The organism is Sorangium sp. So ce295, assembly GCF_051527405.1.
Lineage (GTDB): Bacteria > Myxococcota_A > Polyangia > Polyangiales > Polyangiaceae > Sorangium > Sorangium cellulosum_B.
This window is the reverse complement of the sequence record NZ_CP150324.1, coordinates 12,361,952-12,386,408: the sequence shown is the minus strand read 5'-3', so window position 1 is coordinate 12,386,408 and position 24,457 is coordinate 12,361,952. Positions and strand designations below refer to the sequence as shown.

Annotated in this window: 21 protein-coding genes and 1 pseudogene; 10 read left to right on the top strand and 12 right to left on the bottom strand. The window is 70.9% G+C overall.

All coding sequences use genetic code 11. The features are described 5' to 3' along the window. Positions 1-44: 44 nt before the first annotated feature. The 5 genes from WMF11_RS46855 to WMF11_RS46835 all read right to left on the bottom strand — a co-directional run bounded on the left by WMF11_RS46855 (position 45) and on the right by WMF11_RS46835 (position 5,713). Positions 45-1,322 (bottom strand): PP2C family protein-serine/threonine phosphatase, encoded by a 1,278-nt coding sequence (locus WMF11_RS46855; protein ID WP_437975370.1) that lies wholly within the window; start codon positions 1,320-1,322, stop codon positions 45-47. Between the two features lie 57 nt (positions 1,323-1,379). After that, a complete protein-coding gene (locus WMF11_RS46850) occupies positions 1,380-2,402 on the bottom strand; it encodes a hypothetical protein (protein WP_437975369.1) in 1,023 nt (340 codons plus the stop codon). 235 nt (positions 2,403-2,637) lie between these two features. After that, complete coding sequence (locus WMF11_RS46845; RefSeq protein ID WP_437905550.1) at positions 2,638-3,501, bottom strand: hypothetical protein; 864 nt, start codon at positions 3,499-3,501, stop codon at positions 2,638-2,640. A 410-nt stretch (positions 3,502-3,911) separates the two neighbouring features. Further along, entirely contained in the window at positions 3,912-5,003 is a 1,092-nt protein-coding gene (locus tag WMF11_RS46840; protein ID WP_437975368.1) for a PEGA domain-containing protein, read from the bottom strand. Positions 5,004-5,419: 416 nt separating this feature from the next. Then, a complete protein-coding gene (locus WMF11_RS46835; protein WP_437905548.1) occupies positions 5,420-5,713 on the bottom strand; it encodes a hypothetical protein in 294 nt (97 codons plus the stop codon). 287 nt (positions 5,714-6,000) lie between these two features. Here WMF11_RS46835 and WMF11_RS46830 point away from each other — a divergent pair, with 287 nt between their 5' ends. From WMF11_RS46830 to WMF11_RS46810, 5 genes and pseudogenes are all read left to right on the top strand, one after another. After that, complete coding sequence (locus WMF11_RS46830; protein ID WP_437975367.1) at positions 6,001-6,885, top strand: hypothetical protein; 885 nt, start codon at positions 6,001-6,003, stop codon at positions 6,883-6,885. A gap of 365 nt (positions 6,886-7,250) precedes the next feature. Continuing rightward, a pseudogene (locus WMF11_RS46825) lies at positions 7,251-7,607 on the top strand (hypothetical protein); the annotation flags it as partial. A 540-nt stretch (positions 7,608-8,147) separates the two neighbouring features. After that, positions 8,148-9,056 carry a hypothetical protein gene (locus WMF11_RS46820; RefSeq protein WP_437975366.1) on the top strand — a complete coding sequence of 303 codons (909 nt, stop codon included), beginning with the start codon at positions 8,148-8,150 and terminating at the stop codon, positions 9,054-9,056. 571 nt (positions 9,057-9,627) lie between these two features. Next, positions 9,628-10,029, top strand: a complete 402-nt coding sequence (locus WMF11_RS46815) for a hypothetical protein (RefSeq protein ID WP_437975365.1) — start codon at positions 9,628-9,630, stop codon at positions 10,027-10,029. A 484-nt stretch (positions 10,030-10,513) separates the two neighbouring features. Beyond that, a complete protein-coding gene (locus tag WMF11_RS46810) occupies positions 10,514-11,410 on the top strand; it encodes a hypothetical protein (protein ID WP_437975364.1) in 897 nt (298 codons plus the stop codon). Between the two features lie 83 nt (positions 11,411-11,493). On the opposite strand, the gene WMF11_RS46805 is transcribed toward WMF11_RS46810, so the two are convergent. From WMF11_RS46805 to WMF11_RS46780, 6 genes are all read right to left on the bottom strand, one after another. After that, positions 11,494-13,587: a hypothetical protein gene (locus tag WMF11_RS46805; protein ID WP_437975363.1), complete on the bottom strand. Its 2,094-nt coding sequence runs from the start codon at positions 13,585-13,587 to the stop codon at positions 11,494-11,496. Positions 13,588-13,596: 9 nt separating this feature from the next. Continuing rightward, positions 13,597-15,645, bottom strand: a complete 2,049-nt coding sequence (locus WMF11_RS46800; RefSeq protein WP_437975362.1) for a DCC1-like thiol-disulfide oxidoreductase family protein — start codon at positions 15,643-15,645, stop codon at positions 13,597-13,599. Beyond that, positions 15,642-16,754 (bottom strand): tryptophan 2,3-dioxygenase family protein, encoded by a 1,113-nt coding sequence (locus tag WMF11_RS46795; RefSeq protein WP_437979399.1) that lies wholly within the window; start codon positions 16,752-16,754, stop codon positions 15,642-15,644. The genes WMF11_RS46800 and WMF11_RS46795 overlap by 4 nt, the downstream gene beginning before the upstream one ends. 233 nt (positions 16,755-16,987) lie before the next feature. Then, positions 16,988-17,674, bottom strand: a complete 687-nt coding sequence (locus tag WMF11_RS46790; protein WP_437975361.1) for a hypothetical protein — start codon at positions 17,672-17,674, stop codon at positions 16,988-16,990. 28 nt (positions 17,675-17,702) lie between these two features. Further along, positions 17,703-18,110 carry a hypothetical protein gene (locus WMF11_RS46785; RefSeq protein WP_437975360.1) on the bottom strand — a complete coding sequence of 136 codons (408 nt, stop codon included), beginning with the start codon at positions 18,108-18,110 and terminating at the stop codon, positions 17,703-17,705. Between the two features lie 189 nt (positions 18,111-18,299). Further along, positions 18,300-18,641 carry a hypothetical protein gene (locus tag WMF11_RS46780; RefSeq protein WP_437975359.1) on the bottom strand — a complete coding sequence of 114 codons (342 nt, stop codon included), beginning with the start codon at positions 18,639-18,641 and terminating at the stop codon, positions 18,300-18,302. Positions 18,642-18,840: 199 nt separating this feature from the next. Here WMF11_RS46780 and WMF11_RS46775 point away from each other — a divergent pair, with 199 nt between their 5' ends. The 4 genes from WMF11_RS46775 (at position 18,841) to WMF11_RS46760 (ending at position 21,845) form a co-directional block, all read left to right on the top strand. After that, positions 18,841-20,496, top strand: coding sequence for a hypothetical protein (locus WMF11_RS46775; protein WP_437975358.1), 1,656 nt, complete (start codon positions 18,841-18,843; stop codon positions 20,494-20,496). Next, positions 20,423-20,815: a hypothetical protein gene (locus WMF11_RS46770; protein WP_437975357.1), complete on the top strand. Its 393-nt coding sequence runs from the start codon at positions 20,423-20,425 to the stop codon at positions 20,813-20,815. Before WMF11_RS46775 ends, WMF11_RS46770 begins: the two co-directional genes overlap by 74 nt. 37 nt (positions 20,816-20,852) lie before the next feature. Then, entirely contained in the window at positions 20,853-21,239 is a 387-nt protein-coding gene (locus WMF11_RS46765; protein ID WP_437975356.1) for a hypothetical protein, read from the top strand. An 87-nt stretch (positions 21,240-21,326) separates the two neighbouring features. Continuing rightward, complete coding sequence (locus WMF11_RS46760; RefSeq protein ID WP_437975355.1) at positions 21,327-21,845, top strand: hypothetical protein; 519 nt, start codon at positions 21,327-21,329, stop codon at positions 21,843-21,845. A 197-nt stretch (positions 21,846-22,042) separates the two neighbouring features. Here WMF11_RS46760 and WMF11_RS46755 read toward each other — a convergent pair whose 3' ends face one another. Then, complete coding sequence (locus WMF11_RS46755) at positions 22,043-23,518, bottom strand: MBOAT family O-acyltransferase (RefSeq protein WP_437975354.1); 1,476 nt, start codon at positions 23,516-23,518, stop codon at positions 22,043-22,045. A gap of 378 nt (positions 23,519-23,896) precedes the next feature. Between WMF11_RS46755 and WMF11_RS46750 the strand changes: the two genes are divergently transcribed. Beyond that, positions 23,897-24,457, top strand: a complete 561-nt coding sequence (locus WMF11_RS46750) for a hypothetical protein (protein WP_437905536.1) — start codon at positions 23,897-23,899, stop codon at positions 24,455-24,457.

The window sequence follows — 24,457 nt, the reverse complement described above, 5'->3', positions numbered from 1 at the left end:
GGCGGTCGAGCTCGCTCGTACTCCCCTGGCCCTCTACAAAATCCTCACGACACGCGGGCCACGACGAGCGTCACGTCGTCGTCGAGGGCGCGCTCGCCGCGGAACCTCGACACCGCCTCGACGATCGCGTCCCTCGCCTCCTCGGGCGGGCTGGCGGCCACGCTCTGGAAGAGGGATCGCAGCCGCTTCTCGCTGAACTGCTCGCTCGACTCGTTCTCGCACTCGGTCACGCCGTCGGTGAACCAGAGGAGCGCGTCGCCGCCCTCCAGCGCGATGGTGCTCGACGTGTACTCGGCCGAGCTCGCCGCCCCGAGCGGCTCGCCCTGCGCGGCGAGCTGCCGGATCGCGTTGTTCCTGACCAGGTAGGGGAACGGGTGCCCGGCGTTTGCGAGGGTCATCGAGCCGGCGCCGGGGTCGAAGATGCACGCCGCGCACGTCATCAGGAACTTCTGCTGCCCCGCCTCGAAGATCGAGCAGTTCATGACCCGCAGCAGCTGCGCCGGGCTGATCGCCTCGCGCGCGAACGTGCGCACGACGTCGCAGGCGGCCTTCGCCGCCCCCGTGATGATGGCGGACGAGATGCCGTGCCCTGTCACGTCGCCGACGACGGTGAGCAGCCTGCCGTCCGGCAGATCGTGGAACGTCCACCAGTCGCCGCCGCACTCCGCCGCGGGCTGGAAGTGGCTGGCGAGCCGCAGGGAGGGCCGCTCGATGACGTTTTCGCTCGGGACGAGCATCTGCTGGACGGCGCGCGCGACCTCGAGCTGCTTCTTCAGCGACGCCTTCTCCGCCGTGTCGTGGAGCAGCTGCACCAGCCGGTCCCCGAGCGCGACCAGCTGCACGCGGACCTCGTTGATGGCCTCGTCCGAGCCGCTCGCGCCTGCGGCGTCCTGGGTCGCGCCGCCGGGCGCGGCCTGGGTCGCGCCGCCGGGCGCCGCGCCGCTCAGGGAGAAGAGCTCGCCGAGCTTCGACGCGAAGCGCCGCTTGGCCGTGGAGATCGTCGAGCCGACCTCGATCGGCCGCGACGGCTCGACCTGCGAGCTCGCGGCGTCGTGGAAGATGGTCAGCGCGTCCCCGATGGCCACGACGACGCTGCGCAGGCGGTCCCGCTCGGCCAGGAGCTGCCGGTGCAGCGCGCCCATCTCGTTCGTGGAGAGGTCGAGCGAGCGGGTGAGCAGGCTCCGATCGTCGGCGACGTGGCGGTAGTGCTCGCTGATGCGCGCGACCACCTTGTGCCAGGTCTCCTTGTCGGGCGGCGCGTCGAGGTCCTCGAGCCCGAGGCGCCTGAGCTGCCGCGCGAGGAGCGGATCGATCTCAGCCATGGCGCCCGCCTCGGCCGGCTCGCCGTCCTCTCGCGCCGCGCGCGGCGAGCGCGGGCGTCACCACCCGGTCCGCTCCAGCGTCTCGATCGCCGGCGTGGAGCGCTCGAAGAAGTGGAGGGACGCCGGGAGCGAGCGGAACTCGCGCGGGTTGACGTCGAGGTCCCAGAAGGAGGTGACCATGGTCGAGGCCATGGGCGAGACGTCGACGACCAGCACGGCGCCGGCCGCGTAGATCTTGAGCATGCCGAGCCCGGCGCCGCCGCCCGAGGTGTCGAGCACGGGGGCGCTCGTCGAGTCGGCGCCGCGGGCGCTCAGGCCGCGGGTGATGCCCTCGAAGACGTGGTGCCGCCGGAGGCCGCCGAACGGATCGTGGGCCTGGAGGGCGAGGTACGCGCCGTCGGTGCCGAGGCGCAGGGTGGGGATCTCGTTCTCCTCGAGCACGAGGTCGCGCCGCCTGTCGTGCGCGTAGCGGGGCCGGCCGCGGCGGTCGACGGGCGCGTCGTACATCGCGTTCATGAGCAGCTCGTGCGCGAGCGAGGCGATCCGCTCGGCGACCCGCGCGGGGGCGCCGGAGCGCTCGGCCCAGTGCGCGACCTCGGCGACGGTGCGGTCGCGGTCGTCGCTCGTGCGGGGGCGCCATTTCACGATGGTGGCGCCCCAGGAGAGCAGGTCGGAGAGCCGAGGCGGCAGGGCGAGCGGCTTGAGGATGCGGCGGACGGCGAGGGCGATCTCCCAGGGCCGCGGCATGGAGGCGAAGCTCGGCCAGCCGACGATGCTGGAGAGGCGGGGCTCCTTCAGGGCGGCGTGGAGGATCGCGTCGGTGCTGCCCGAGGTCCACACGAGCAGGTGCATGCTCGGGTATCGCTCGGCCACCCACTCGAGCGCGAGGTCGAGATCGGCGGCGTCGCAGCCGAGCAGGAGGGGTCGCTCGGACAGCCGGGCGCGCAGCTCGGCGGGATCGCTGGCGACGGGGACGTCCTGCAGGCCGGAGGCTGCGGACATCGCGCGGGCGATGCGCTGGCCGACGACGCGGTTCCGCTCGAGGACGGCGATCGTCGCTTTGGGAGGAGAAGCGCTCAAGGGCTCACCGCGGGTTATCCCCCTGGGCAGCCGCTGCCCGGGGGTGGACACGGCCCATTACATCACAGCGCGCGTCCGAGAGGTGCCGTGAAGACGCCGAGCCGCCGCGTGGGCGTGGAGGCGCGGGGCACGCTCGCCCCCGCCGGCGACCGCACACGCGGAGGCGGCGGCGCCGCCGAGCCCCGGAACGGGCCCTGGCCCTGTACGGCATCGACCCGTCAAGCCGCCGTGCCGGTCACCGGACGCACTGAGACCAGGCCGTCTTGTTGTTGACGGTGTGCTGCTCCCAGTCGAGCGTCGTTGGATTGTACTCGAGCCAGGCGCCATCGGTCCAGTTGTTCGACGTGAAGGGCCCGCCCAGCCCTGTCATCCCGCACGCCACCCCGCCCACCGAATTGCTCGCCAGAGGATCGATGCGATGGTTGTTGCCGGCGAGCCACTGCCATGCACCGTAGTTTTGCGGCACGTCGACGCAGATGGCCTTCACCGTGGCCGTCACCGGGGTATCCACGCCCGTGGTGCTGACGCCCTCGAGGAACCACTCGCCCGAGGCATCCTTGCGCACCCTCGCGTAGTCCGTGATCCAGTTGTTGAACCTGAACGCGCCGTTGCTGATCACCTGCGTGAGGAAGCACCGCCGTGACGACGTGCCGAATCCCATGCTCGTCGGCAGGCCCTCCCCCGGTCCCCAGGTCCAGGTGTATTGACCCGTCCTGTTCTCTGCCGTGTTGACGCACACGGCGTTGGCGCCCAGGTTCTGGCCGCTGGCGGCATCGACCTCGAGGATCCAGTCGCCGCCGGACCGCTGTACGCGCACCGCGGCCTGAGAGCTGGCCCCGAGCTTGCCCCAGACGCCTGCGAGGAAGCACGTCCGGTCGACGTCCGTCCCCAGGTTGAGGTCGCAGCTCCCGCCGCATCCCCAGCTGTGCCCCGACCAGCCGATCGCCGCCTGGGCCTCCCCGACGGGCTCGTCCAGGGTCCCGTCGCCCTCATCGCCCATCTCGCTCACGCAGCCCAGCGCCAGGGGAGCGACGATCAGCGCCAGCGCCGAGCCGAGATGAGCGCTCCAGGGCTTGTTCAGCAGCGGATTCGATCTCATGGGAGGAGCTCCTTGGCAGAGGGGAAGTGAATCGATTTCAAGTTCAGGACAACACTACGACCTCTATCTCTTCTGCCGGCGGTTTGTCAACACGGTTAACTTTGAGTCAGCGCCTCCTCACCGACATGAAGCATGAAGGAGGAGATCAGGAGTCGTTGGTTACGACGGAGCGCGCGACGACGGAGCGCGCGGCGACGGAGCGCGCGACGACGGAGCGCGCGGCGACGGAGCGCGCGCCGACGGAGCGCGCGCCGACTGCCAGATCTGCACATTGGCACCCACATGACGTGACCGGCAAAGCCTGCCGGGCTACGGGGCTGCGTGCTGTCACGGAGATGGATCGTCGCGGGCGTCCGCGGGGGATACCCCGCCGGCCGCGTCGACGGTGATCCCCTTCATGGGTGGCGGACTCACCACGCCCCGAGCGCCACAACGCCGATCTGCTGGGCCGTCGTCACCGGCAAGACATGGAGGGCGGCCGGCGCCGCCTTCGCTCGCGGGGACGAGGAGCCCGCGAAGAAGGACACAACGGTCGCGGCGCCAACGACAACCCCCGTCGCGACAAGCGCGGCCCCGAGGGCGCGGGACGTGTCGCGCTGGACGCGCAAGCGGTGGAGCTCGGGGCATGCGGAGGGCTGCGGCACCTGGCTGCACGCGTCCGAGGTCCATGCTGGATCGCGGTTGAGGCCGTCGCCGCGCTCATCGATGTCTCCATCGAGGACGTTCGCCCGGAGCATGAAGACAGTCCCCGAGGAGATGGCGGCGGTCGTGACGGCAAGCCCCGCGATCCGCAGTGTTCCCGGCCACGACGCCCAGGGCCCCGGCGGGGCCGCGGCCGGCGCGACCGGTCCGCGCTTCGCCGCGCTCGGCTCGGGGGCGGGCGGGGGCGGCGGGGCCACGCGCGAGAGCGTCAGCGTCGCGCCGACCGTCGCCCCGCCGGCGATCTCGACCCGATGAGAGAGCTCCTCGTATCCCGGCAGGCGGGCCCGGAGCGTGTGTTTCCCCGGATCGACGAACAGCTCGAGGACCGTGGCTCCCGTGCCGATCGGCTCGTCGTCCAGGAGGACCTCGGCGTCGGGCGGGGCGGCAGCCACGTAGATCCTTCCGACGTGCTCCAGCGCCTTGTTGAACCCGGTCGTGAACCGGCGGACGAGCGGCTCCTTCAGGGCGGCGCCGTGTTCGAGGCTCTCCCCCAGGTGCTCGGCGGCCTCCCGGTGCTTGCCCTGCTCCAGCTCGGAGAGCCCGAGATACCCGAGGACCTCGGCCAGCTGCACCTCGGTCATCCCGGCGGCGTCGGGCGCCGCCAGGGCGGCCTCGAAGCGCGCCTCGGCGTCCGCCCACCGCCGCCCGAAGAAGGCGATCCGCGCCTGCTGGCGCAGCGCCGCGGCCGCCGGCGGCGAGCCCCCGGGCGGCGGCGCCGCGCGCGAGGGCCCCGTGGCGCTGATCAACGCGCCGAGAAGGCAGCACCGCAACAGGACCGACCGCAAGCGCAAGCGCGTCATGGATAGCCAACCTTATCAACGGCATCGCCAGCCCGGCAACGGCACGCGCCGGGGCCGCGGCGCGCGTTGGCACGACGATTTTAACGTCGTCTCTGGAATGCAAGCGACCGAGGCCCCGGCGTGCCGTCGTCCCCTCGCACGCACGGCAAAGGCGCTCCGGACGAGCGGCCGCGCCTCGGAAGCCTGAGCGCCCGGCGGCGGGGGTCGGTTCTGCGGCGCTTCGTCGACAGGCTCGACGACAGACGCCGCGCGGTCTTCATCGAGCCTCGCTGTCCCAGGCCCAACGCCGGTCCAGCACAGTGAGGCAGAGGGGTAGATTCGACCCCTACTCGCCTTCTTCGATCAGCACCGAGCACGAGTCTATCGGTCTGGCGAGCCATCTCATCGCCAGTCCGATCGGCCGCATCCGTCAACGGTCACGAGAGCACTTCGATGGCCGTCGTCGCCCCAAGGACGTTATCGATCCAGCGGTCGAGGGTCGCCATGTCCGTGCATGCCTGGACGCGCGCTCTCTCGCTCTCGCTGAGCACGATCCCGGCCCGCGCGAGCAACCGAAGCAGGGTGTCCCTCTTGCCTTCGAGCCTCCCTTCGAGCTTGCCTCCACGCATGCCCTTGAGCTCGCCCTCACGGAGGCCCTCGAGTTTGCCGCGATCGATGAGCTTCTGCACGAACGGCGGCAACGTCGCCTCGCCTTCGATCTGCCGTTCCATGACCCCTCCAGGCGGTGGCCCATGCGCCAGCCCACCTCTCCGCGCTCGCCTCCCTGGGCCCCGCAGGCAATGGCTTGATTCCGCTCGTGTATCCGAGGGCCCTCACGTGCAGCCGGCCGGTGCCCTGACCGTCGGGAGCCCCCTCGGGTCACATGGCGTGACGACCTCAAGGCTCTCCCCGGAATTCATGAGTGGGACGACGCTGCTCGGCTCCTGCAAGCTCAACCGCATGAGCCTGGCGCGCCACGCAAATCCAGCATGATTGCAACCACTCGTGAGACCACTCCATGCCCTCTGTGACCCATGAAGCCCTGGTGGAGCTGTTCAAGAACCGGCCGACACTGGCCGCCGAGATGCTGCATGACGCGCTCGGCCATCCGGTCCCGACCTTCACGGAGGCGCGCGTCGAGTCCTCCGATTTCACCGAGATCGTGCCCTCCGATCGCCGGGCGGATGTCGTCGTCGTGCTGCTGGTCCGCGAGCAGCAGCAGCCCGCGATGGCCATCGTGGTCGAGGTCCAGCTCGGCGTTGACCCGGACAAGCCCTACGTCTGGCCCGTGTATGTCACCCAGACGCGCGCCCGGCACCGCTGCCCAACCGGGCTGCTGGTCGTGACGATCGACGCGGCGATGGCGCGCTGGAGCGCGCGGCCGATCGACACCGGCCACCCTGGCTGGACGCTGACGCCGCTGGTGCTCGGGCCCCAGGGCGTCCCGGTCGTCACCGACGCCGAGCAGGCAAAGGCGGCGCCCGAGGTCGCCGTGCTCTCGGCCATGGCGCACGGACAGAGCGAGGCGGCGGAGGCGATCGGCGAGGCTTTCTTCGCGGCGGCGGCCGGGCTCGATGAGGAGCGCCGGGCCGTCTACGGGGATCTGGTGCTATCCTCGCTGAACGCAGCGGCGAGGCGGAGGTTGGAGGCGATGATGAAGAGCGGTTACCAGTTTCAGAGCGAATTCGCGCGCAGCTACGTGGCGAAGGGCCGGCAGGAAGGGATCCTTGAAGCCAAGGCGCACGACGTGCTCGCCGTCCTCGAGGCCCGCGGGCTCGAGGTCCCCGTCGAGGTGAGGGCCCACGTCCTCGCGAGCACCGACCTCGACGAGCTGGACCGCTGGATCCGTCGTGCCGTGATCATCAGCGACGCCCGGGACCTCCTCGCCACGACCGGCTCCTGAGGGCGCCCGGCCTCCAGGAGCGGGCGAAGCTGAATCGGACGTCCAGCTGCGCAAACGCCGCAGCGGACGCCATCTCCGAAGCATCGGTGCGGTGTTGGCGACCATCGAGGGCTTGATTCCGATCGTGCGCCCGAGCGCCCTCGCGTTCAGCCCCGTGCCGTGACCGTCGGCGCACACGTGGGTCACACGGTGTGATGACCTCTCGGAGCTGCCCGGAATTCATGAGTGGGAGGGCGCTGCTCGGCCCCTGCGGGATGGACCGCATGAGCCTTGTGCGCCGCGCAAATCCAGCATGATTGCAGCCACTCGTGAGACCAACCAATGCCCTCAGTGACCCGTGAAGCTCTGGTGGAGCTGTTGACGAGCTCGATGAGGAGCGCCGGGCCGTCTACGGGGATCTGGTGCTATCCTCGCTGAACGCAGCGGCGAGGCGGAAGTTGGAGGCGATGATGAAGAGCGGTTACCAATTTCAGAGCGAGTTCGCGCGCAGCTACGTGGCAAAAGGCGTGGAGAAGGGCCGGGAGCAGGGGCGGCTGGAGGGGATCGTCGAAGCCAAGGCGCAGGCGGTGCTCGCCTTCCTCGAGGCCCGCGGGCTGGAGGTCCCCGCCGAGGTGCGAGAGCGTGTCCTCGCGAGCACCGACCTCGACGAGCTGGACCGCTGGATCCGTCGCGCCGCCGTGATCAGCGACGCCAAGGAGCTCCTCGCCACGACCGGCTCCTGAGAGCGCCCCAGGAGCGGACAAGCGTGCTGCTTCTGTCCTGGCAGGCGATGGCAGCCCGGCCGGACAACATCCTACTTCTCCGCCCTCGCCTCCTTCAGCGCCGGCGGCAGGGGCGGTAGCCACGGACGCGAGCGATACCCGGGCTTCCGGCACGACACGATCGGGATCGTGTCGCTTTTCAGAACGAAAACACACCGCTCTTGCCATGTCGTCCGAGTGAGGGCGCCGGAGTGCAGGCCGGAGCTGAATCGGAGGGCCAGCTACGCAAGAGCCGCACCGGACGCCATGTCCGAGGCATCGGTACGGCGTTGGCGACCGTCGAGGGCTTGATTCCGCTCGTGCGCCCGAGCGCCCTGCCCTCTCGTTCAGCCCCGTGCCCTGACCGTTGGGGGCGACGCCGGTCACATGGCGTAATGACCCCGAGGAGCTCTCCGGAATTCATGAGTGGGAGGGCGCTGCTCGGCCCCTGCGGGCTTCACCGCATGAGCCTGGCGCGCCGCCCCAATCCAGCATGATTGCAACCACTCATGAGAAGACCCGATGCCCTCAGTGACCCATGAAGCCCTGGTGGAGCTGTTCAAGAACCGGCCAACGCTCGCCGCCGAGATGCTGCACGACGCGCTCGGCCATCCGGTCCCGGCCTTCACGGAGGCGCGCGTCGAGTCCTCCGATTTCACCGAGATCGTGCCCTCCGACCGCCGCGCGGACGTCGTCGTCGTGCTGCTGGTCGGCGAGCAGCAGCGGCCCGCGATGGCCATCGTGGTCGAGGTCCAGCTCGGCGTGGACCCGGACAAGCCCTACGTCTGGCCCGTGTACGTCACCCAGACGCGCGCACGGCACCGCTGCCCGACCGGGCTGCTGGTCGTGACCATCGACGCGGCGATGGCGCGGTGGAGCGCGCGGCCAATCGACACGGGCCACCCTGGCTGGACGCTGACGCCGCTGGTGCTCGGGCCCCAGGGTGTCCCGGTCGTCACCGACGCCGAGCAGGCGAAGGCAGCGCCCGAGGTCGCCGTGCTCTCGGCCATGGCGCACGGACAGAGCGAGGCGGCGGAGGCGATCGGCGAGGCTTTCTTCGCGGCGGCGGCCGGGCTCGATGAGGAGCGCCGGGCCGTCTACGGGGATCTGGTGCTATCCTCGCTGAACGCAGCGGCGAGGCGGAAGTTGGAGGCGATGATGAAGAGCGGTTACGAATTTCAGAGCGAGTTCGCGCGCAGCTACGTGGCAAAGGGCGTGGAGAAGGGCCGGGAGCAGGGGCGGCTGGAGGGAATCCTCGAAGCCAAGGCGCGCGACGTGCTCGCCATCCTCGAGGCCCGCGGGCTCGAGGTCCCCGCCGAGGTGAGGGAACGCGTCCTGGCGAGCACCGACATCGACGAGCTGGATCGCTGGATCCGCCGCGCCGCCGTGATCAGCGACGCCAGGGAGCTCCTCGTCACGACCGGCTCCTGAACCAACGCCCCGGGCCCCAGGCGCAGCCGAGCGCGCTGCCCCTATCGCTGGGCGGCGATGCAGGGTGCCCCCTGCCCTCCCTCCCTACTTCTCCGCGCTCGCTTCCCTGAGCACCGGCGGCAACGCCATCAGCCCCGGGCGCGGCCGATACCGCGGCTTCCGGCACGTCACGACCGGGCTCGTCTCGCTTTTCAGAACGAAAACACACCGTTCTCGCCATGTCGTCCGAGTGAAGGCGCCGGGTGTCCAAGCCGGAGCTGAATCGGAGGGCCAGCTACGCAAGAGCCACACCGGACGCCATGTCCGAGGCATCGGTACGGCGTTGGCGACCATTGAGGGCTTGATTCCGCTCGTGCGCCCGAGCGCCCTCCCCTCTCGTTGAGCCCCGTGCCATGACCGTCGGCGCACACGCGGGTCACACGGCGTGATGACCTCACGGAGCTGCCCGGAATTCATGAATGGGAGGACGCCGCTCGGCTCCTGCAAGCCCAACCGCACGAGCCTGGCGCGCCGCCCAGATCCAGCATGATTGCAACCACTCGCGGCGCCCGAGGTGGCCGTACTCTCGGCCATGGCGCACGGACAGAGCGAGGCGGCCGAAGCCATCGGTGTGGCCTTTTTTTCGGGGGCGGCGGAGAGGCTCGATGAGGAGCACCGGGCCGTCTACGGGGATCTGGTGCTATCCTCGCTGAACGCAGCGGCGAGGCGGAAGTTGGAGGCGATGATGAAGAGCGGTTACCAGTTTCAGAGCGAATTCGCGCGCGGCTACGTAGCGAAAGGTCGGCAGGAGGGAAGCCTCGAAGCCAAGGCGCAGGCCGTGCTCGCCTTCCTCGATGCCCGCGGGCTGGAGGTCCCCGCCGAGGTGCGGGAACGCGTCCTCGCAAGCGCTGACCTCGACGAGCTGGACCGCTGGATCCGCCGTGCCGCGACCATCGGCGACGCCCGGGAGCTCCTCGCCACGACCGACTCCTGAGAGCGCCCCAGGAGCGGACAAGCGCGCTGCTTCTGTCCTGGCAGGGGATGGCAGGCCGGCCGGGACCATCCTACTTCTCCGCCCTCACCGCCTTCAGCGCCGGCGACAGTGGCGGTAGCTTTCCAGAACGAAAACACACCGCTCTCTCCATGTCATCCGAGTGAAGGCGCCGGGTGTCCAAGCCGGAGCTGAATCGGAGGGCCAGCTACGCAAGAGCCGCACCGGACGCCATGCCCGAGGCCTCGGTACGGCGTTGGCGACCGTCGAGGGCTTGATTCCGCTCGTGCGCCGAGCGCCATCCCCTCTCGTTCAGCCCCGTGCCATGACCGTTGGGGGCGACGCGGATCACATGGCGTGATGACCCCGAGGAGCTCTCCGGAATTCATGAGTGGGAGGGCGCTGCTCGGCCCCTGCGGGCTTCACCGCATGAGCCTGGCGCGCCGCCCCAATCCAGCATGATTGCAACCACTCATGAGAAGACCCGATGCCCTCAGTGACCCACGAAGCCCTGGTGGAGCTCTTCAAGAACCGGCCGACGCTCGCCGCCGAGATGCTGCACGACGCGCTCGGCCATCCGGTCCCGGCCTTCACGGAGGCGCGCGTCGAGTCCTCCGATTTCACCGAGATCGTGCCCTCCGACCGCCGCGCGGATGTTGTCGTCGTGCTGCTGGTCGGCGAGCAGCAGCGGCCCGCGATGGCCATCGTGGTCGAGGTCCAGCTCGGCGTGGACACGGACAAGCCCTACGTCTGGCCCGTGTACGTCACCCAGACGCGCGCACGGCACCGCTGCCCGACCGGGCTGCTGGTCGTGACCATCGACGCGGCGATGGCGCGGTGGAGCGCGCGGCCGATCGACACGGGCCACCCTGGCTGGACGCTGACGCCGCTGGTGCTCGGGCCCCAGCGCGTCCCGGTCGTCACCGACGCCGAGCAGGCGAAGGCGGCGCCCGAGGTCGCCGTGCTCTCGGCCATGGCGCACGGACAGAGCGAGGCGGCGGAGGCGATCGGCGAGGCGTTCTTCGCGGCGGCGCCTGGGCTCGATGAGGAGCGCCGGGCCGTCTACGGGGATCTGGTGCTATCCTCGCTGAACGCAGCGGCGAGGCGGAAGTTGGAGGCGATGATGAAGAGCGGTTACCAATTTCAGAGCGAGTTCGCGCGCAGCTACGTGGCGAAGGGGCGAGAAGAAGGGATGCGCGAGGGCACCCTGAAGACCAAGGCGCGCGACGTGCTCGCCTTCCTCGAGGCCCGGGGGCTCGAGGTCCCCGCCGAGGTGCGGGAACGCGTCCTCGCGAGCACCGACATCGACGAGCTGGACCGCTGGATCCGCCGCGCCGCCGTGATCAGCGACGCCCGGGAGCTCCTCGCCACGACCGGCTCCTGAACCAACGCCCCGGACCCCAGGAGCAGCCGAGCGCGCTGCTCCTGTCGCCAGACGGCGATGCAGGGGGTCCCCTGCACGCCACCCTATTTCTCCGCGCTCGCTTCCTTGAGCGGCGGCGGCAGCGCCGGCAGCCCCGGCCGCGGACGATACCCCGGCTTGCGATACGACAGGATCGGGATCGCCTCGTTCTTGTACGGCGCGCGCTCCCCCGGCTTCGGGCACTGATCTCGCACCCAGTACACGTCGTACGCCACGATCTCGTCCTCCGGCCGCCCGGTCCGCTCATGGTACCTGAGCAGGTAGTCCTGGAGGCCCGGCTTGCGAAATGCCTTGTTCCGATCGAGCCGGATCCGGTTGAAATAGTCCTGCTGGATCTGCCCGAGCCCCAGCCCCCGCGCGTCGGAGAGGTTCAGATCCGGCGGGAGCCCGGTGAACGGATCCACATGCCGGCCGTCGACCGTGATCGCGTCCACGCTGATCGACCCGTCCTCCGTGATCGGGTTCGGCGCGAACATCCCCCACCCCTGGAGGATGCGCGGATACACGATCGTCGCCTGCACGAACTTCGGCTGAGTGTGCTTGAGGAACGCCGGTACGCTCTTGTTCTCGTTGATGGCCTGGCTCACCGCGCAGAGCCCGAGGTACGCGATAAGCGCCTCCCGCGCGATCGTCTTTCCACGGGCGAAGCGCTCCGCGAGCGGCGACGGGCTCTCCGCCACGTACGCTGCCTTCCCGCGCGGCGCCCGATCCAGCCCGAAATACCGCGCGATCCCGTCGCGCCGCCTCGAGGCGACCCCGAGCAGCGCGCCCGGCGCGCCGAGGGCCAGCGCCCAGACGAACGGCCAGGCAAAGCGACCTCCGGGGAGCGCCTGCACGATCTCGCGCAGCGCCGCCGCACCGCGGAACACCCGCCCCTCCGCCGGGTCGCTCGCGTCGCGCACCTCGAAGAGCTCCGGCCGGGGCTCCCCTCCCCCGGCCGCCTCCGCGCCGCCCGCCGGGACAGCGCGCGCCTCCTCGAACCGGAGCAGCTCCAGCGCATCGAGCCGGACAAGGAACCGCATGAGCGCGAACGCGAGCGGTGAATCGCCGTCATAAACGACGACCCGGGGCTCCGCGCGGCGACGATACCAGCGCGCGAGCGCGTCCCAGTGCTGCGCCGTCGGCAGCAGGAACGACCAGGCGATCATGAACCACGAGAACGGGCCGAGGCGCATCATCACCCCGAACGTCCCGTGCAGGGCCCACATCCCCCCCATCGCGAGCGCCCGCGTGAAGCGGCGGCCATAGGGCGAGAGGATCCACGTGATGAGCAGCGCCTCGAGCACCAGCACGCCCCAGGTGAGCCCCTTCATCGCCCAGAAAGGGATGAGCTCCCGCGCGAGGACGGCGAGCCCGGTCACCATGCGATCGAGGTGCAAGACGTAATGCACCGTCTCGCCGCGACGCCAGATCTGGCCCGACTTGTTGACGACGTTGAAATAATAGATGGTCGCCAGGTTCAGGATCGCGAGGAGCACGATCCCCGAGACGTACGGCCGCTCGGCCCACTCGGGGCGCCTCCGATCCGCGAGATCGGCGGCCGTCCGCTCCCGCCGCTCGCGGTACGAGCGGATCAGCGCGTCGACGGAGAAGCGCCTGCCGGTCGGCATGAACATGGCCCAGCAGGTGATGATGTTCACGACGACATAGCCGCCGTTCTCGATCATGACGATCCGGTTGTCCCTGCTCACCACGAGCACGAACGCCAGGATCGAGAACAGCCGCGTGTTCCATCCGACGAAGAAGCAGAGGAAGCAGAAGAGCGAGAGCGCGAACGCGACGTGGACCTCTGCTGTCGACGAGAACGCGTGATACAGGCTGAAGTTGTATCCGCTGCTCGGATGGAAGAGGTGATAGTGGTTGGTGAGCACCCCGTCGTTGCTGTAGATCCAGCTCGCCTCGGCCCAGTGCCGCACGCAGTCGGCCGAGAGGAGGAAGCCGAGCACCAGCCTGAACAGGCCGAGCGTGCGGACGTCGATGGTGCAGTAACGCTCCTTGATCCAGCGCCCCACGCGCCGGAGGCGCCCCTCGGCCGGACGCTTTGGAGCCCGGCCCTCGGGCGCAGGCGGCGCGCCCTCACCGCTTCCGAGCGCCGCGTCGGGTTCCGCGGCGCTCGGGTCCTCGTCAGGCCGACCCATCCGAGCGCCTCAGTTCGGCTTGCCGTGGTGCCGGAGGACGCTCGGCGCGATGGGTAGGCTCCGCTCGCCCAGCTTTCCCGTGCCACCTCGCGAGTGCGAGAACAGCTTGTCCCGCTCGAAGCTGCTCGGCGCGGGCTCGCCCGGCGCGGGGATCGGCGCCGAGACCCAGTACGCATCGAAGCCCGACAGCGACGCCTCGCGCCCTTTGCCGGACGCCTGGGGCCCGCCCTTCGCGAGGTAGTCGCGGAAGGCGCGCTGGTAATCGGACCACTCCGGCCGCCGGATGCGATCGAGGTAATCGGACCAGAGCTGGCCGAGCCGCGCCCCGGAATGCCCCGCAGGCTGGAGCCGCGGCTCCTCCCCGGTCAGCGGATCGATCGGCTCCGACGCGCGGGTCTGGCCGTCGATCACCATCAGCGCGTTGGCCCGCGGCGGCTCGGGCGCCATCACGTTCCACCTCGCCAGCATGCGCGGCCACGACGCCACGCCCGCGAGCACCGCCCCCTGCGGGACGGCCGCCGCGCCGGGCAGCGGGTTCTCCTTCGCCGTCTGCGCCACCACCGCGGCGAGCACCACGAGCACCGCCGCCTCCCGCAGCGACCCCAGCGCGAGCCGCGCCGTCCGCACCGCCGGCGCAGGGACTTCCGGAGCGAGGCCCTCGTCGCCGCCGTCCGCTCCGCCCTCGTCGGGCAGCGGGACCCCGCACGCCTGCCGCCCGAGGAGCTCGCTGATGCGGTGCCTGCGGGCCGCGACAACGTCGTAGAGCGCGTTCAGGAGGTGCGAGGCGCCCGGCAGCTTGAGCGGCCAGGCGAGCCAGCCGAGCGGCAACGCGAGGAGCCCCTCGGTCACCGCGGCGCCCCGCGTGTACACGCGCCCCTTCCTGTCGATCGCGAGCGCCGTCCGCTCCACGAGCTCCGGCGTGACCTCCTTCGGCATCGGCACGCGCTCCTCGGCCCCCGTCTGGTTGCGGACGTAGAGCTCGTCGAGCGTCACATTGCCCTGGAACGTCAGGTGCTCACGCAGATCGAGCCGCTTGACCAGGCGCGCCAGGAGGAGGCAAACGCCGCAGTCGGCGTCGTACACGAGCGTGCGCGCGCGCCCCTCGCTCCAGGAGCGCTCGTACGCGTCCCAGAGCTCGCCGGGCAGCACGATCGGCGCCGCGGCGGCGAGCGCCCAGCCGAACAGCCCGAGATCGAAGAAGACCCCGAGGATCAGCCCGTGCAGGACCATCAGCGCGGCCGCGACCCCGCGCGTCCAGCGGAAGAGCGCCGGGACGAAGAGCAGCGCCGGGATCGCGAGCTGCATGGCCCACGTGCCGAACGTGAGCCCGCGCAGCGTGCCGAGCGGCAGGAGGTCGCGGAGCCAGATGCCCGCGTCGCTCGCCAGGCGCTCGGCGTGGAGCGCATAGTAGAACGCCGTCCCGTCGCGCCACGCATCGCCCCGCTGCTGGAGCGCCGTACAGAGATAGATGAGGGCGAGCTGCAGAAGCACGGCCAGCGCGGCGAGCGACGTCGGCGACCACCCGGGCAGGCGCTCGGCCGCGATCTCGGCCTCCGAGGCCCTCGACCTGTCGTTCAGCTCCGTGTCGCGCTTCTCGTCCCGCAGCGCGAGCGAGGCGCGGAGGCTGTCGAGCGAGAAGCGGCTCCCGCACGGCAGGAACGCCGTGAGCGCGAGGATCGCGATCGCCGCGTAGTTGCCGGCGTTCTCGAGCAGGACGTTCCTCGACGTCAGGCTCACCAGCACGAGCAGCGAGAGCACGTGGAAGACGCGCGTCCTGTGGCCGATGAGGAACAGGGCGTAGACGATGAGCGCCAGCGAGAAGGCGAAGTGGGCCTCTCCCTCCGTCGAGATGGCGTGGAACAGGCTGAAGACCTGCTGCTTGCCCCGGAGGTTGAAGAGGTGGTTGTGGTTCGGGAGGACGCCCTCGTTCGAGTAGAAGTCCCGCACCCATCGCCACCGACCGAAGAGGTCGGCGATAAGGACCAGCCCGAAGGTGATGCGAAACAACCCGAGCGAACGGGCATCAAGACGCAAGAAGTGATCGCGAAGTGATTTCACGGAGAATCCTCGACACGGAATCCGTAATCCGATGCGTGCTCGAGCTCAGGGACGCTCGGCTTACGCAAGAGCAGGGAGCGCACCGTCCAGAGATCGCCGAAGACGCGGTAGCGCAGCGCGGTCTGGTCGAGGTAATCGACGCCCGCGGAGCCGCCCGTGCCGGTGCGCCGGCCGATCACCCGCTCGACCATCCGCGCGTGGCGCTGCCGCCAGATGAGCATGGCCTGCTCCATCTCCAGGATGCGGTCGAGCACCTCGCGCGGCCACGCGAGCCGGGGCAGCTCGCGGTAGCTCTCGATGAAGACGATCGCCGCGCGGACCGCCCGGCGCTTCTCGCGCGTGGCCGCGTCGGCCGCCGGATCGTCCTCGGCGAGCAGGAACGCCTCGGCGGCCGCGCTCTCCGCCTCGTAGCGCGCGCGGAGCCGCTCGACGTCCGGCGGGGTGAGCGCCCTGTCGATCGCCATCTGGACGCGGCGCTCGTTCTCCTGGCGCATCGAGCGCGTGTAGCCGCGCAGGAAGCTCATGACGCCCTCCGGCTCGCTCGATCCGTCGATCGGCGTCCGCGAGAGCCACTCGTCCAGGAAGTGCTTGAGGCTCGGCCCGCTCGCGAGCCTCGCCTCCACGCGGCGCGTGGCCGCCGAGGGCGCGCCGTCCGCGGTCTTGAGCGCCTCCTTGTAGCTGCCCTCCCGGCCGAGCGGGATCCGGAGCGCGTCGTCGAGGCCCAGCAGGAGCTCGATCTCGCGCAGCTGCGCCGACTGGAAGCCGCTCGCGGGGATGAGGCGATCGCGAAAATCGAGGTAATCGCGGGTCGTGAGCGTCTCCATGACCCGGAAGTGCTCGATCGCCTGCTCGAAGATGGTGACGACCCGCCGGAACGAGCGCGCCGCGGAGGCGAGCTTCTGATCGGGCACCGGGTTCTGGCGGAAGAGCTCGCGCGCCGAGGTGAGCTCCCGGAGGATGAGCTTGAACCAGAGCTCGTAGATCTGGTGGACGACGATGAACAGGGCCTCGTCGTTGCCGACCTTGTGCTCGTCGTCGTCGAATCCACCCTGGAGGGCGAGCAGCTCCTCGACGTGGATGTAATCCCAGTAATTCATGTCCTTGGTGATTCGAGAGGCGCCGCCAGCGGCGTTCGTGCGGCGTGTTCGCAGCAAGCGGTGCGCCCGCGCCACGAGCGGCGCCGGGAGTCTACTTCCCGCCCCCCAGGAAACGGAAGGGCCTGGCACGGGTCGCACGGATTGCGCGTCTGCGCAAAAAGCAACGGGATGCGCCGCCGGGCGAGCGCGCGCGGCGTGGCGCGGCGCACGCGGGCGCCCTCCACCGCGGAGCGCGCGCGGCGCGCTCAGGGCGCGCTCGCGCCGCCGGGAGGCGGATCGGCCGGGGCGCGCCGCACACCGTCGGGGCCCATGTCGATGGGCGGCGCGTAGCTCTTGAGCTCGGCCCGCTCGTAGCTCGCCCCGCCCGCGGCCTCGATCACCACCACGCCGACGTCCGGGCAGAACGTCGACACGTAGCGCGCGGGCCTGTCGCCGAGGCGCTCCTCCACGGTCTGCACGCACCCCGTGAACCGCCCCGCGGGCACCTCGATCGCCACGTCGACCGCGGCGATCCGCGCGCGGCCGCCGTGCTCGCCGGTCCACGTGGTGCCGGGCGCGATCGGCTCCTTGAGCACGAAGACGCCCGTGTCGCCGCGGATGACACCCTCGCCGGTGAACTCGAAGCGCTTCACGCCCGAGGGGAACCGGAGCTCGCCGCGGCGCGCGTCCGCGCGGTGCACGCGCGCGACGAGGAGGCCCTGCTCGCCGCCCTCGCTCAGGGTCGCGTAGTGGTAGATGTGCCCGTCGACGAGCGGGAAGTAGCGCTCGGCCCGCGTGCCCGAGGCGGCGCCTTGCTCCCCGTCGGGCGCCGCGTCCCACACCGCGGGCCGACCCGGGCCGGGGGCGACCCCGCAGGCGATCAGCGCGAGCGCGAGCGCGGCGAGCCAGCGCGCGGGGGGGCGGCCTGAGGGACGTCCGGGCTCGGCGTTCACCGCGCTGCCTCCTAGGTCGTCACGGGCGTCACGGGGCCGCGTGGCCGTGGGACCAGTACCAGAGCGCGAGGAACGCGAGCAGCGCCATGGCCGCGACGAGCAGGACGACGGCGAGCGGGTCGGGGTCGATCCGGCGCAGCAGCGCCCGCGCCGCGCGGCGGAGCTCGTCGCGCTCGGCCTCCTTCGCGAGCCGCCCCGCCTCGGCGCGGACGAGCGCGTAGTCACCGCGCTCGAACGCCTGCTCGAGGCGCTCGATCTCGGGATCGCGAGGGCGCTCCGGCGCGGCGTCGCCGGGGGGCGGCGCCGCCTTCTCGTCGCGCCGCTTCCCGCGCTTCTTCGTCGGGCGCCGCGGCTCGGCGTCGGACTGCGCGTCCGGCGGCGAGCTCGCATCCGGCTCGGGCCGGGCGTCGGTGTCGGCCTGCTCCGTGTCCGTCACGTACAGCTCTCGGTGGTGATGTAGGCCATGGCCGAACCCGCGGCAGATCCCCGGGACGGCGCAGGCTACCTCAGGCCCGGCCGCGCGTGCCCGAAAAAGGCCCGAAAAGCCGCTGTCCGCCGGCGCTTGCCGCCGGCGGGCCGCCCGGGCGCCGGGCGGCCCGCCGGTGGCAAGCGCCGGGGCCCCGGTCTACTCGTACGGCAGCCGGTTCCGCTGCCGATCGACCTCGGCCGGATCCGGGCGATCTCGCCACGGGACCATCGCCTCGCCCTCGCCGCTCACCACGCAGCGGAGCGCCTCGCAGGCGGCCCGGTAGTACGCCTTGCGACCGCAGCCGACGGCCTTGAAATGACCGCCGAGCTGCTCCTCGATGCGGACGTCCTTGTCGGCGCAGTCGAGGTCGGAGGTGGCGCGCGCCCGGACCATCGGCATCGCGTTCGACGGCACGTTGGACACGCTGCACGCCAGCGAGAGCGCGCCGGCGAGGAGGACGGCGAGGGGGGCAAGGGCGGCGAGAGGGGACGGGCGCACGGCGGGAGCCTAGATCACAACCGGAGGTCGCGCCGACTCATCTCTGCGCCGGCGGCGGCCATCCTCGTCCAGGCCGGGGCGGTCTCCGTGCCGGCGGGACGCGTCGTCATCGCGGCCGAGCCCGTCACACTCCGCGGCCCTGGTCGAGCTGACACGTGCGTAAACTGCCGTTCGAGCAGGCAGCTACGCTCGCCGGCTCATGAGCAAGGTCACCGCGCTCGGGATGGACACGATCACCGAGAAGTCGGGGCATCAGATGACCGGCATGGCGGCGGGGCGCCTCGTCGGGTTCGAGGACGCGGAGGGCCGCTCGTTCTCGCTCCGGCGCCGCGACGGCGACGGGGCGATCACCGAGGTGCGTGATCCGGCCGGCGAGCGGTACGCGCTCGTCCCCGGGCCGCACGGCGAGGTGATCGAGCGGATCGATCCGCTCGGCGCGAGGACGTCGTACGCGTACGACGCGCGCGGTCAGGTCACCGCGATCACCGGTCCGGACGGCTCGGCGGAGCGCTTCGCCTACGACGCGCGCGGCAACCTGGCCGAGCGCACGTGGCCGAGCGGCGCGACCTTCCGTTACACACACGATCTGCTCGGGCAGCTCGTGCGCGTGGAGACGCCGCGCGGCGCGGTTTACGAGCTCGAGTACGACAGCCACGGCCTGCCGGTGCGGGTGAATGGGCCGGGGGGCGTCGTGGTCGAGCACGGGTACGACGACGCTGGCCGCCGCGTCGCCACGCGCCACCCGGGCGGCGGCGTCACGCGGCTCCGCTACGCCGGGGGGCTGCTCGTGGAGGAGATCAAGGCCGACGGCAGCCGCTTTCGTTATGGATACGACGCGCTCGCCCGGCTCGCGTGGATCGAGAACCCCGCCGGCGAGCGCCTCTCGATGGAGCGCGACGCCTGCGGCAACGTCGCCCGGAGCAAGACGTTCTCCGGCGTGCTCACGGAGTACGACCACGATGTGCGCGGCCGCGTCGTGCGCGCGGAGGTGCCCGGCGCCGTGGTCCGGCGCTTCGTGTACGACCGCACGGGCGCGCCGGTCCACCGGGAGGACGGCGACGTCGTCACGACGTTCGCCTACGACCCGCGGGGCCTGGTCCGCCGAGCCACGCGCGGGGCGACCGATGTGCTGCTGGAGCGCAACGCGCTCGGGCGTGTCGTGCGCGAGGAGCAGCGGCTCGGCGGGTTCCGCTTCGTGGTGGAGCGGGCGTTCAACGCCAAGGGCCACACGGTGGGCCGACGATACTCGACGGGCTGGGAGATCAAGCTCGATCGGGAGCATGGCAGCGGCGTCGCGTCGATGACGATCGAGTCGGCGGCGGGGGTCGAGCGCATCCGCATCGAGGAGGACGGCCTGGGCCGCGAGACGGCGCGCGTGCGCGAGGGCGGCTATGCGATCCGCACCTCGCGGGACGATAGCGGGCGGCCTGTGGTCATCACGGTCGAGGACGCCGCGGGCCGGCCGCTGCGCGAGCGTCGGTATGCCTGGAGCGCGGCCGGGCCGGTGACGGAGGTCGAGGACAGCGCACATGGCAGGCGCCGTTACGCGCTCGACGTGTACGGCCGCCCGCTGGCGGTCGCGGGGCTCGGGGTCGAGGAGCAGTTCATCTACGACGTGAACGGCACGCCGGTCACGGGGTCGGGCGTCGTCGTTGGGCCGGCGGGCCGCGTGCAGCGCACCGAGAGCGCGGCGTTCACGTGGGATGTGCTGGGCCGCCTGTCGGGGCGCGAAGACCGGCCAGCGCATCGTGCACTGGAGCGAGCTCGGACGAACGCCGAACGTGCTCGCGGGCGAGCCGAACGTCGATCTCTACGGGCATGGCAACCCGGGGCAGCTCGCCTATGCCTACGGTAACTCGTGGCAATACAACAACGAAGAGAAAGAGTGGCAGTGGGCGCCGAACTTCACTGGACACGGGTGGTCGGGTCGGGATCTCGGCCAGCTTATTCACAGCGCCGGGTTCAGGGGCAGCGAAATCAATATGACGGTGTGCCATGGTGGGACTGATCCTCCGGGGCGGCCGGGAGGATCGATCGCACAGCAGGTCGCGAACGCAACGGGTGCGACGACCATTGGCTGCGTTGGCGACAAGATGTATGATCATCCAACCTTGCCCGGTGTGACGATCGCGGGGAAGCTCGGCAGGATGACGCCCTTCGAGCCGTCATCGTAGCCTCATCGAACCGGCTGATTCGCTCAGGAGAGGCCCAATGCCCATCACGATGTGTGCCACCCTTGCCGAGCCCCACGCCCCCGGGACGGATCTCGTCTTCTGCGTCCCGCTCGCGCTCGCCTGGCGCAAGCTGCAGGATCGCTTCGGCCCGCTGCGCTTCGACCCGCAGACGCCTCTTGCCGACGCAATGAACCGTGTTCCTCTCGACGAGGTCGTCAACCCCGCGTGGTGCGTCACCGGGGCTGGCTTTGGCGCCGAGGGAGTCCTCGAGCAACTGCGCAGCGAGCTCCATGCCAAGTTCCCTGACGCCGATCGGCGCCTGCTGCCAAGCCGCGTGGCGCCTGACGAGCTGCTCGCTTACGGCTATCTCTCGCGCGACCTCCAGTTCCCGACGGTCTTCGCCATGCGGGATCGCTGGTTTTAGGGGCGGTATGTCCGCGCCTTCGGGATCGACGACGGACCACATCCCGACAACCCCGCCCGTCGCGCGCAGGTCATCGCACACGACTATGTGTCGTCGGACGAGTTCGTCATCGAGCTCTGCGCGGGCGAGACCGAGGATCGCATCGTCATCGCCCAGATCCCGCCCTGCAGTCGGCTCGGCGTCACGGTGGGGGCTGCGCTCGACCGGCTCGAGCGGCTGCGCCCTGAGGACCGCGCGCTCCAACCCGATGAAACGCTGTGGGTTCCACGGCTCGAGTTGGAGGTCTGCCGACGGTTCGACGAGCTCACCCATCGGCCGCTCTGCAATCGAGATCTTCAGGGCAGGAGCTTCGATGAAGTGCAGCAGCTGGTGAAGTTCAAGCTCGACGAGGCAGGCGCCAGCGTGACCGCGGAGGCGGTCATGCACGGGTATGGGGCGCCGGCGCGGAAGCGCTATTTCGTCGTCGCAGGACCTTTCCTGCTGATGCTGATCCGCCGCTCCGCGCCCATCCCGTACCTCGCGCTCTGGGTCGAGACCACGGCGTGGATGCAGGAGCAGCCGGCGCCCGCGCCCCCGGCATTCCCCCCGTTCGATCCGTCGTTATAGCCGGGGCCCCACCTGCGCTGATCGTGGCCCGCTCCCTCCGCCCCGTCGCGCACGCTCTGCACACGCGCCGCAGAGCTGCGGTCACCCGCACAGGAGACGGGTCCAGATCGGCGTTTTCGGCGCGGAAGCGCACTCCGGTGCGCTGAGCACCGAAAACGCCGAGATGGGCCCGTATCCGAAGCGGGTGACCGCAGCTCTCAGAACTGGAAGTAGACGAACGGCACCGCGGCCGCGCTCGCCGCCTCGTGGAGCCCGATCGCGACGAGGAACAGCAGCGCGCCCTGCACCGGCGCAGGCGCCGCGATGAAGGCGCCGCGGGCGCGCTCGTAGAGGCGCTCCGGCACGTAATGGGACAGGAGCGCGACCCCGAGGAGCGCGACAAGCACGGGCGGGAGGTTCGGGTGGAAGGTCGTCAGCGTGCCGATCTGCCGCAGGATGAGCACGGCCTGCGAGAACGTCGGCACGCGGAAGAAGATCCACGCGAAGCAGACGTAGTGGAACGTCAGCAGCACGCACAGCGCCCGGATGGGAAAGCGGACGAAAGGCGAGCCCGCGGCCTCGCCCCCGCGCTCGCCCTCGCCGACCGGTCGCCGGCGCTGGACCGCGCGCTGGAAGGCGCGCGTCACGGCGAGGCCGAGGCCGTGGAGGAAGCCCCAGAAGACGAAGTTCCACGACGCCCCGTGCCAGAGGCCGCCGAGCAGCATCGTGATCATCAGGTTGCGGTACGTCGCCAGCTCGGAGCCGCGGTTGCCGCCGAGCGGGATGTACAGGTAGTCGCGGAGCCAGGTGGAGAGCGAGATGTGCCAGCGGCGCCAGAAATCGGCGAGGTTGTGCGCCTTGTACGGCGCGTCGAAGTTCTTCGGGAACCGCACGCCGAGCAGGAGCGCCGAGCCGATCGCGATGTCGGTGTAGCCCGAGAAATCGCAGTAGATCTGCGCGGCGTAGCCGTAGACGCCCGCGAGGACCTCCAGGGCCGAGTAGTTCTCCGGGCGCTCGAACACGCGGTCGACGAGGTTGAGCGCGAGCTGGTCGGAGAGGACGACCTTCTTCACGAGGCCGATCGCGACGAGGAACAGGCCCTCCCCGCCCTCCTCGAGGGTGAGGCTCGGGGCGCGCTCGAACTGCGGGAGCAGGTCCCGCGGGCGGACGATCGGCCCGGCGACGAGGTGCGGGAAGAAGGCGACGAAGAGCAGGTAGCGGAGGTAGCTCTTGTGGGGCGGGAGCTCGCCCCGGTACACGTCGACGACGTAGCTCATCGACTCGAACGTGAAGAACGAGATGCCGACCGGCGGCAGGAGCACCCGGAACGCGTGGCCCACGCTCGCCGGCTCGCCCGTGAGCAGGGCGCGGAGGGCCGCGGCGTTCTCGATCGCGAAGTTCCAGTACTTGAAGAACCCCAGGAACCCGAGGTTCAGCGCCACGGTGGCGATGAGCATCGCGCGCCGCGCCCGGGGCCGCTCCTCGCGGGCGATCGCGCGGGCGAGCAGGAAGTCGACCGTGGACGAGGCGAAGATGAGCGGCAGGTAGCGCCAGTCCCAGGCCGCGTAGAACCCGTAGCTCACGAGCAGCAGGAACACGAGGCGCGGCCAGGCGCCCGCGTACCGCACGAGCGCCCACGATCCGACGAAGACGGCGGCGAAGAACTCGGCGTAACGGAGGGTATTGAAGAGCACGGCCGGTCGGAGCCCGGGTCAGGCTGCGGCGAGGGGCGCGGCGCGCGGCGGGGCCGAGCGCGTTGTCGAGGAGGAGCGGGCTACCCGGGCGGTGGGGGCCGTCTACCACAGGGAGCGCGGCGCGGTCGCTCTCCTGGCGCGGCCCGATGGCGCCGCGCGGTCGCGCTCACAACGCGGCGCCCTGCGGAACGGCGGCCGAACAGCGCGGAACCGCCAGGAACCCCGCGGAACAGCGCTGAACGGCGCGGAACCCCGCGGAACAGCGCCGAACAGCGCCGAACGGCGCCGGGAACGCGACCGCGCGGGGCCGCGTTTCAACGGCGCCATGGCGCCGCGCGATGTTGAACGGCGCCCCGCGTCGTGCCAAGGATGGATCTGATGCTGGGTCGCCTGATCCTCGGGGTTGTGAAGGGGCTCATCGTGGGGGGCCTGCTGGGCTTCGCGCTGGCAAAGCTCGGCTTCGCCGCGCCCATGGCGATCGTCGCCTACCTGGCCGCGGCGCTCGCCGGGGTCCTCGTGGGCCTGATCGCGGGCAAGCCCATCTGGGCGAAGGACGCGAAGATCGAGGCGGGGATGAAGGCCTTCGTCGGGGCGCTGCTCGGCGCTGGCCTGATGTACGCCGCGCGCAGGTGGCTCACGGTGCCGGTGCCGCTGCCGCTCGGCGAGCTCGGGGGCGCGAACCTGTCGCTCGGCGAGGCCGCGGGGGGCACCGGGACGTTCGGCGGCCTGGCGGTCACGTCGCTCGCCGCGATCGCCGCGCTGCTCGGCGGCTTCTACGAGGCCGACAACGACCCCTCCGACGAGGAAAAGCCGGGCGCGAAGCCGGCGGTGAAGGCGGCGGCCGGGGGCAACAACAAGCGCATCGCCGCCTCCGCCGCGGCGGACGAGCTCGACGACGACTTCGAGGTCGAGCCCGAGAAGAAGCGCGCGAAGAAGTAG

Coding starts and splice junctions, on each gene's coding strand:
- WMF11_RS46855 (WP_437975370.1), bottom strand. CDS start 1,322: ATGGCTGAGATCGATCCGCTCCTCGCGCGGCAGCTCAGGCGCCTCGGG.
- WMF11_RS46845 (WP_437905550.1), bottom strand. CDS start 3,501: ATGAGATCGAATCCGCTGCTGAACAAGCCCTGGAGCGCTCATCTCGGC.
- WMF11_RS46840 (WP_437975368.1), bottom strand. CDS start 5,003: ATGACGCGCTTGCGCTTGCGGTCGGTCCTGTTGCGGTGCTGCCTTCTC.
- WMF11_RS46835 (WP_437905548.1), bottom strand. CDS start 5,713: ATGGAACGGCAGATCGAAGGCGAGGCGACGTTGCCGCCGTTCGTGCAG.
- WMF11_RS46830 (WP_437975367.1), top strand. CDS start 6,001: ATGCCCTCTGTGACCCATGAAGCCCTGGTGGAGCTGTTCAAGAACCGG.
- WMF11_RS46820 (WP_437975366.1), top strand. CDS start 8,148: ATGCCCTCAGTGACCCATGAAGCCCTGGTGGAGCTGTTCAAGAACCGG.
- WMF11_RS46815 (WP_437975365.1), top strand. CDS start 9,628: ATGGCGCACGGACAGAGCGAGGCGGCCGAAGCCATCGGTGTGGCCTTT.
- WMF11_RS46810 (WP_437975364.1), top strand. CDS start 10,514: ATGCCCTCAGTGACCCACGAAGCCCTGGTGGAGCTCTTCAAGAACCGG.
- WMF11_RS46805 (WP_437975363.1), bottom strand. CDS start 13,587: ATGGGTCGGCCTGACGAGGACCCGAGCGCCGCGGAACCCGACGCGGCG.
- WMF11_RS46775 (WP_437975358.1), top strand. CDS start 18,841: ATGAGCAAGGTCACCGCGCTCGGGATGGACACGATCACCGAGAAGTCG.
- WMF11_RS46765 (WP_437975356.1), top strand. CDS start 20,853: ATGCCCATCACGATGTGTGCCACCCTTGCCGAGCCCCACGCCCCCGGG.
- WMF11_RS46750 (WP_437905536.1), top strand. CDS start 23,897: ATGCTGGGTCGCCTGATCCTCGGGGTTGTGAAGGGGCTCATCGTGGGG.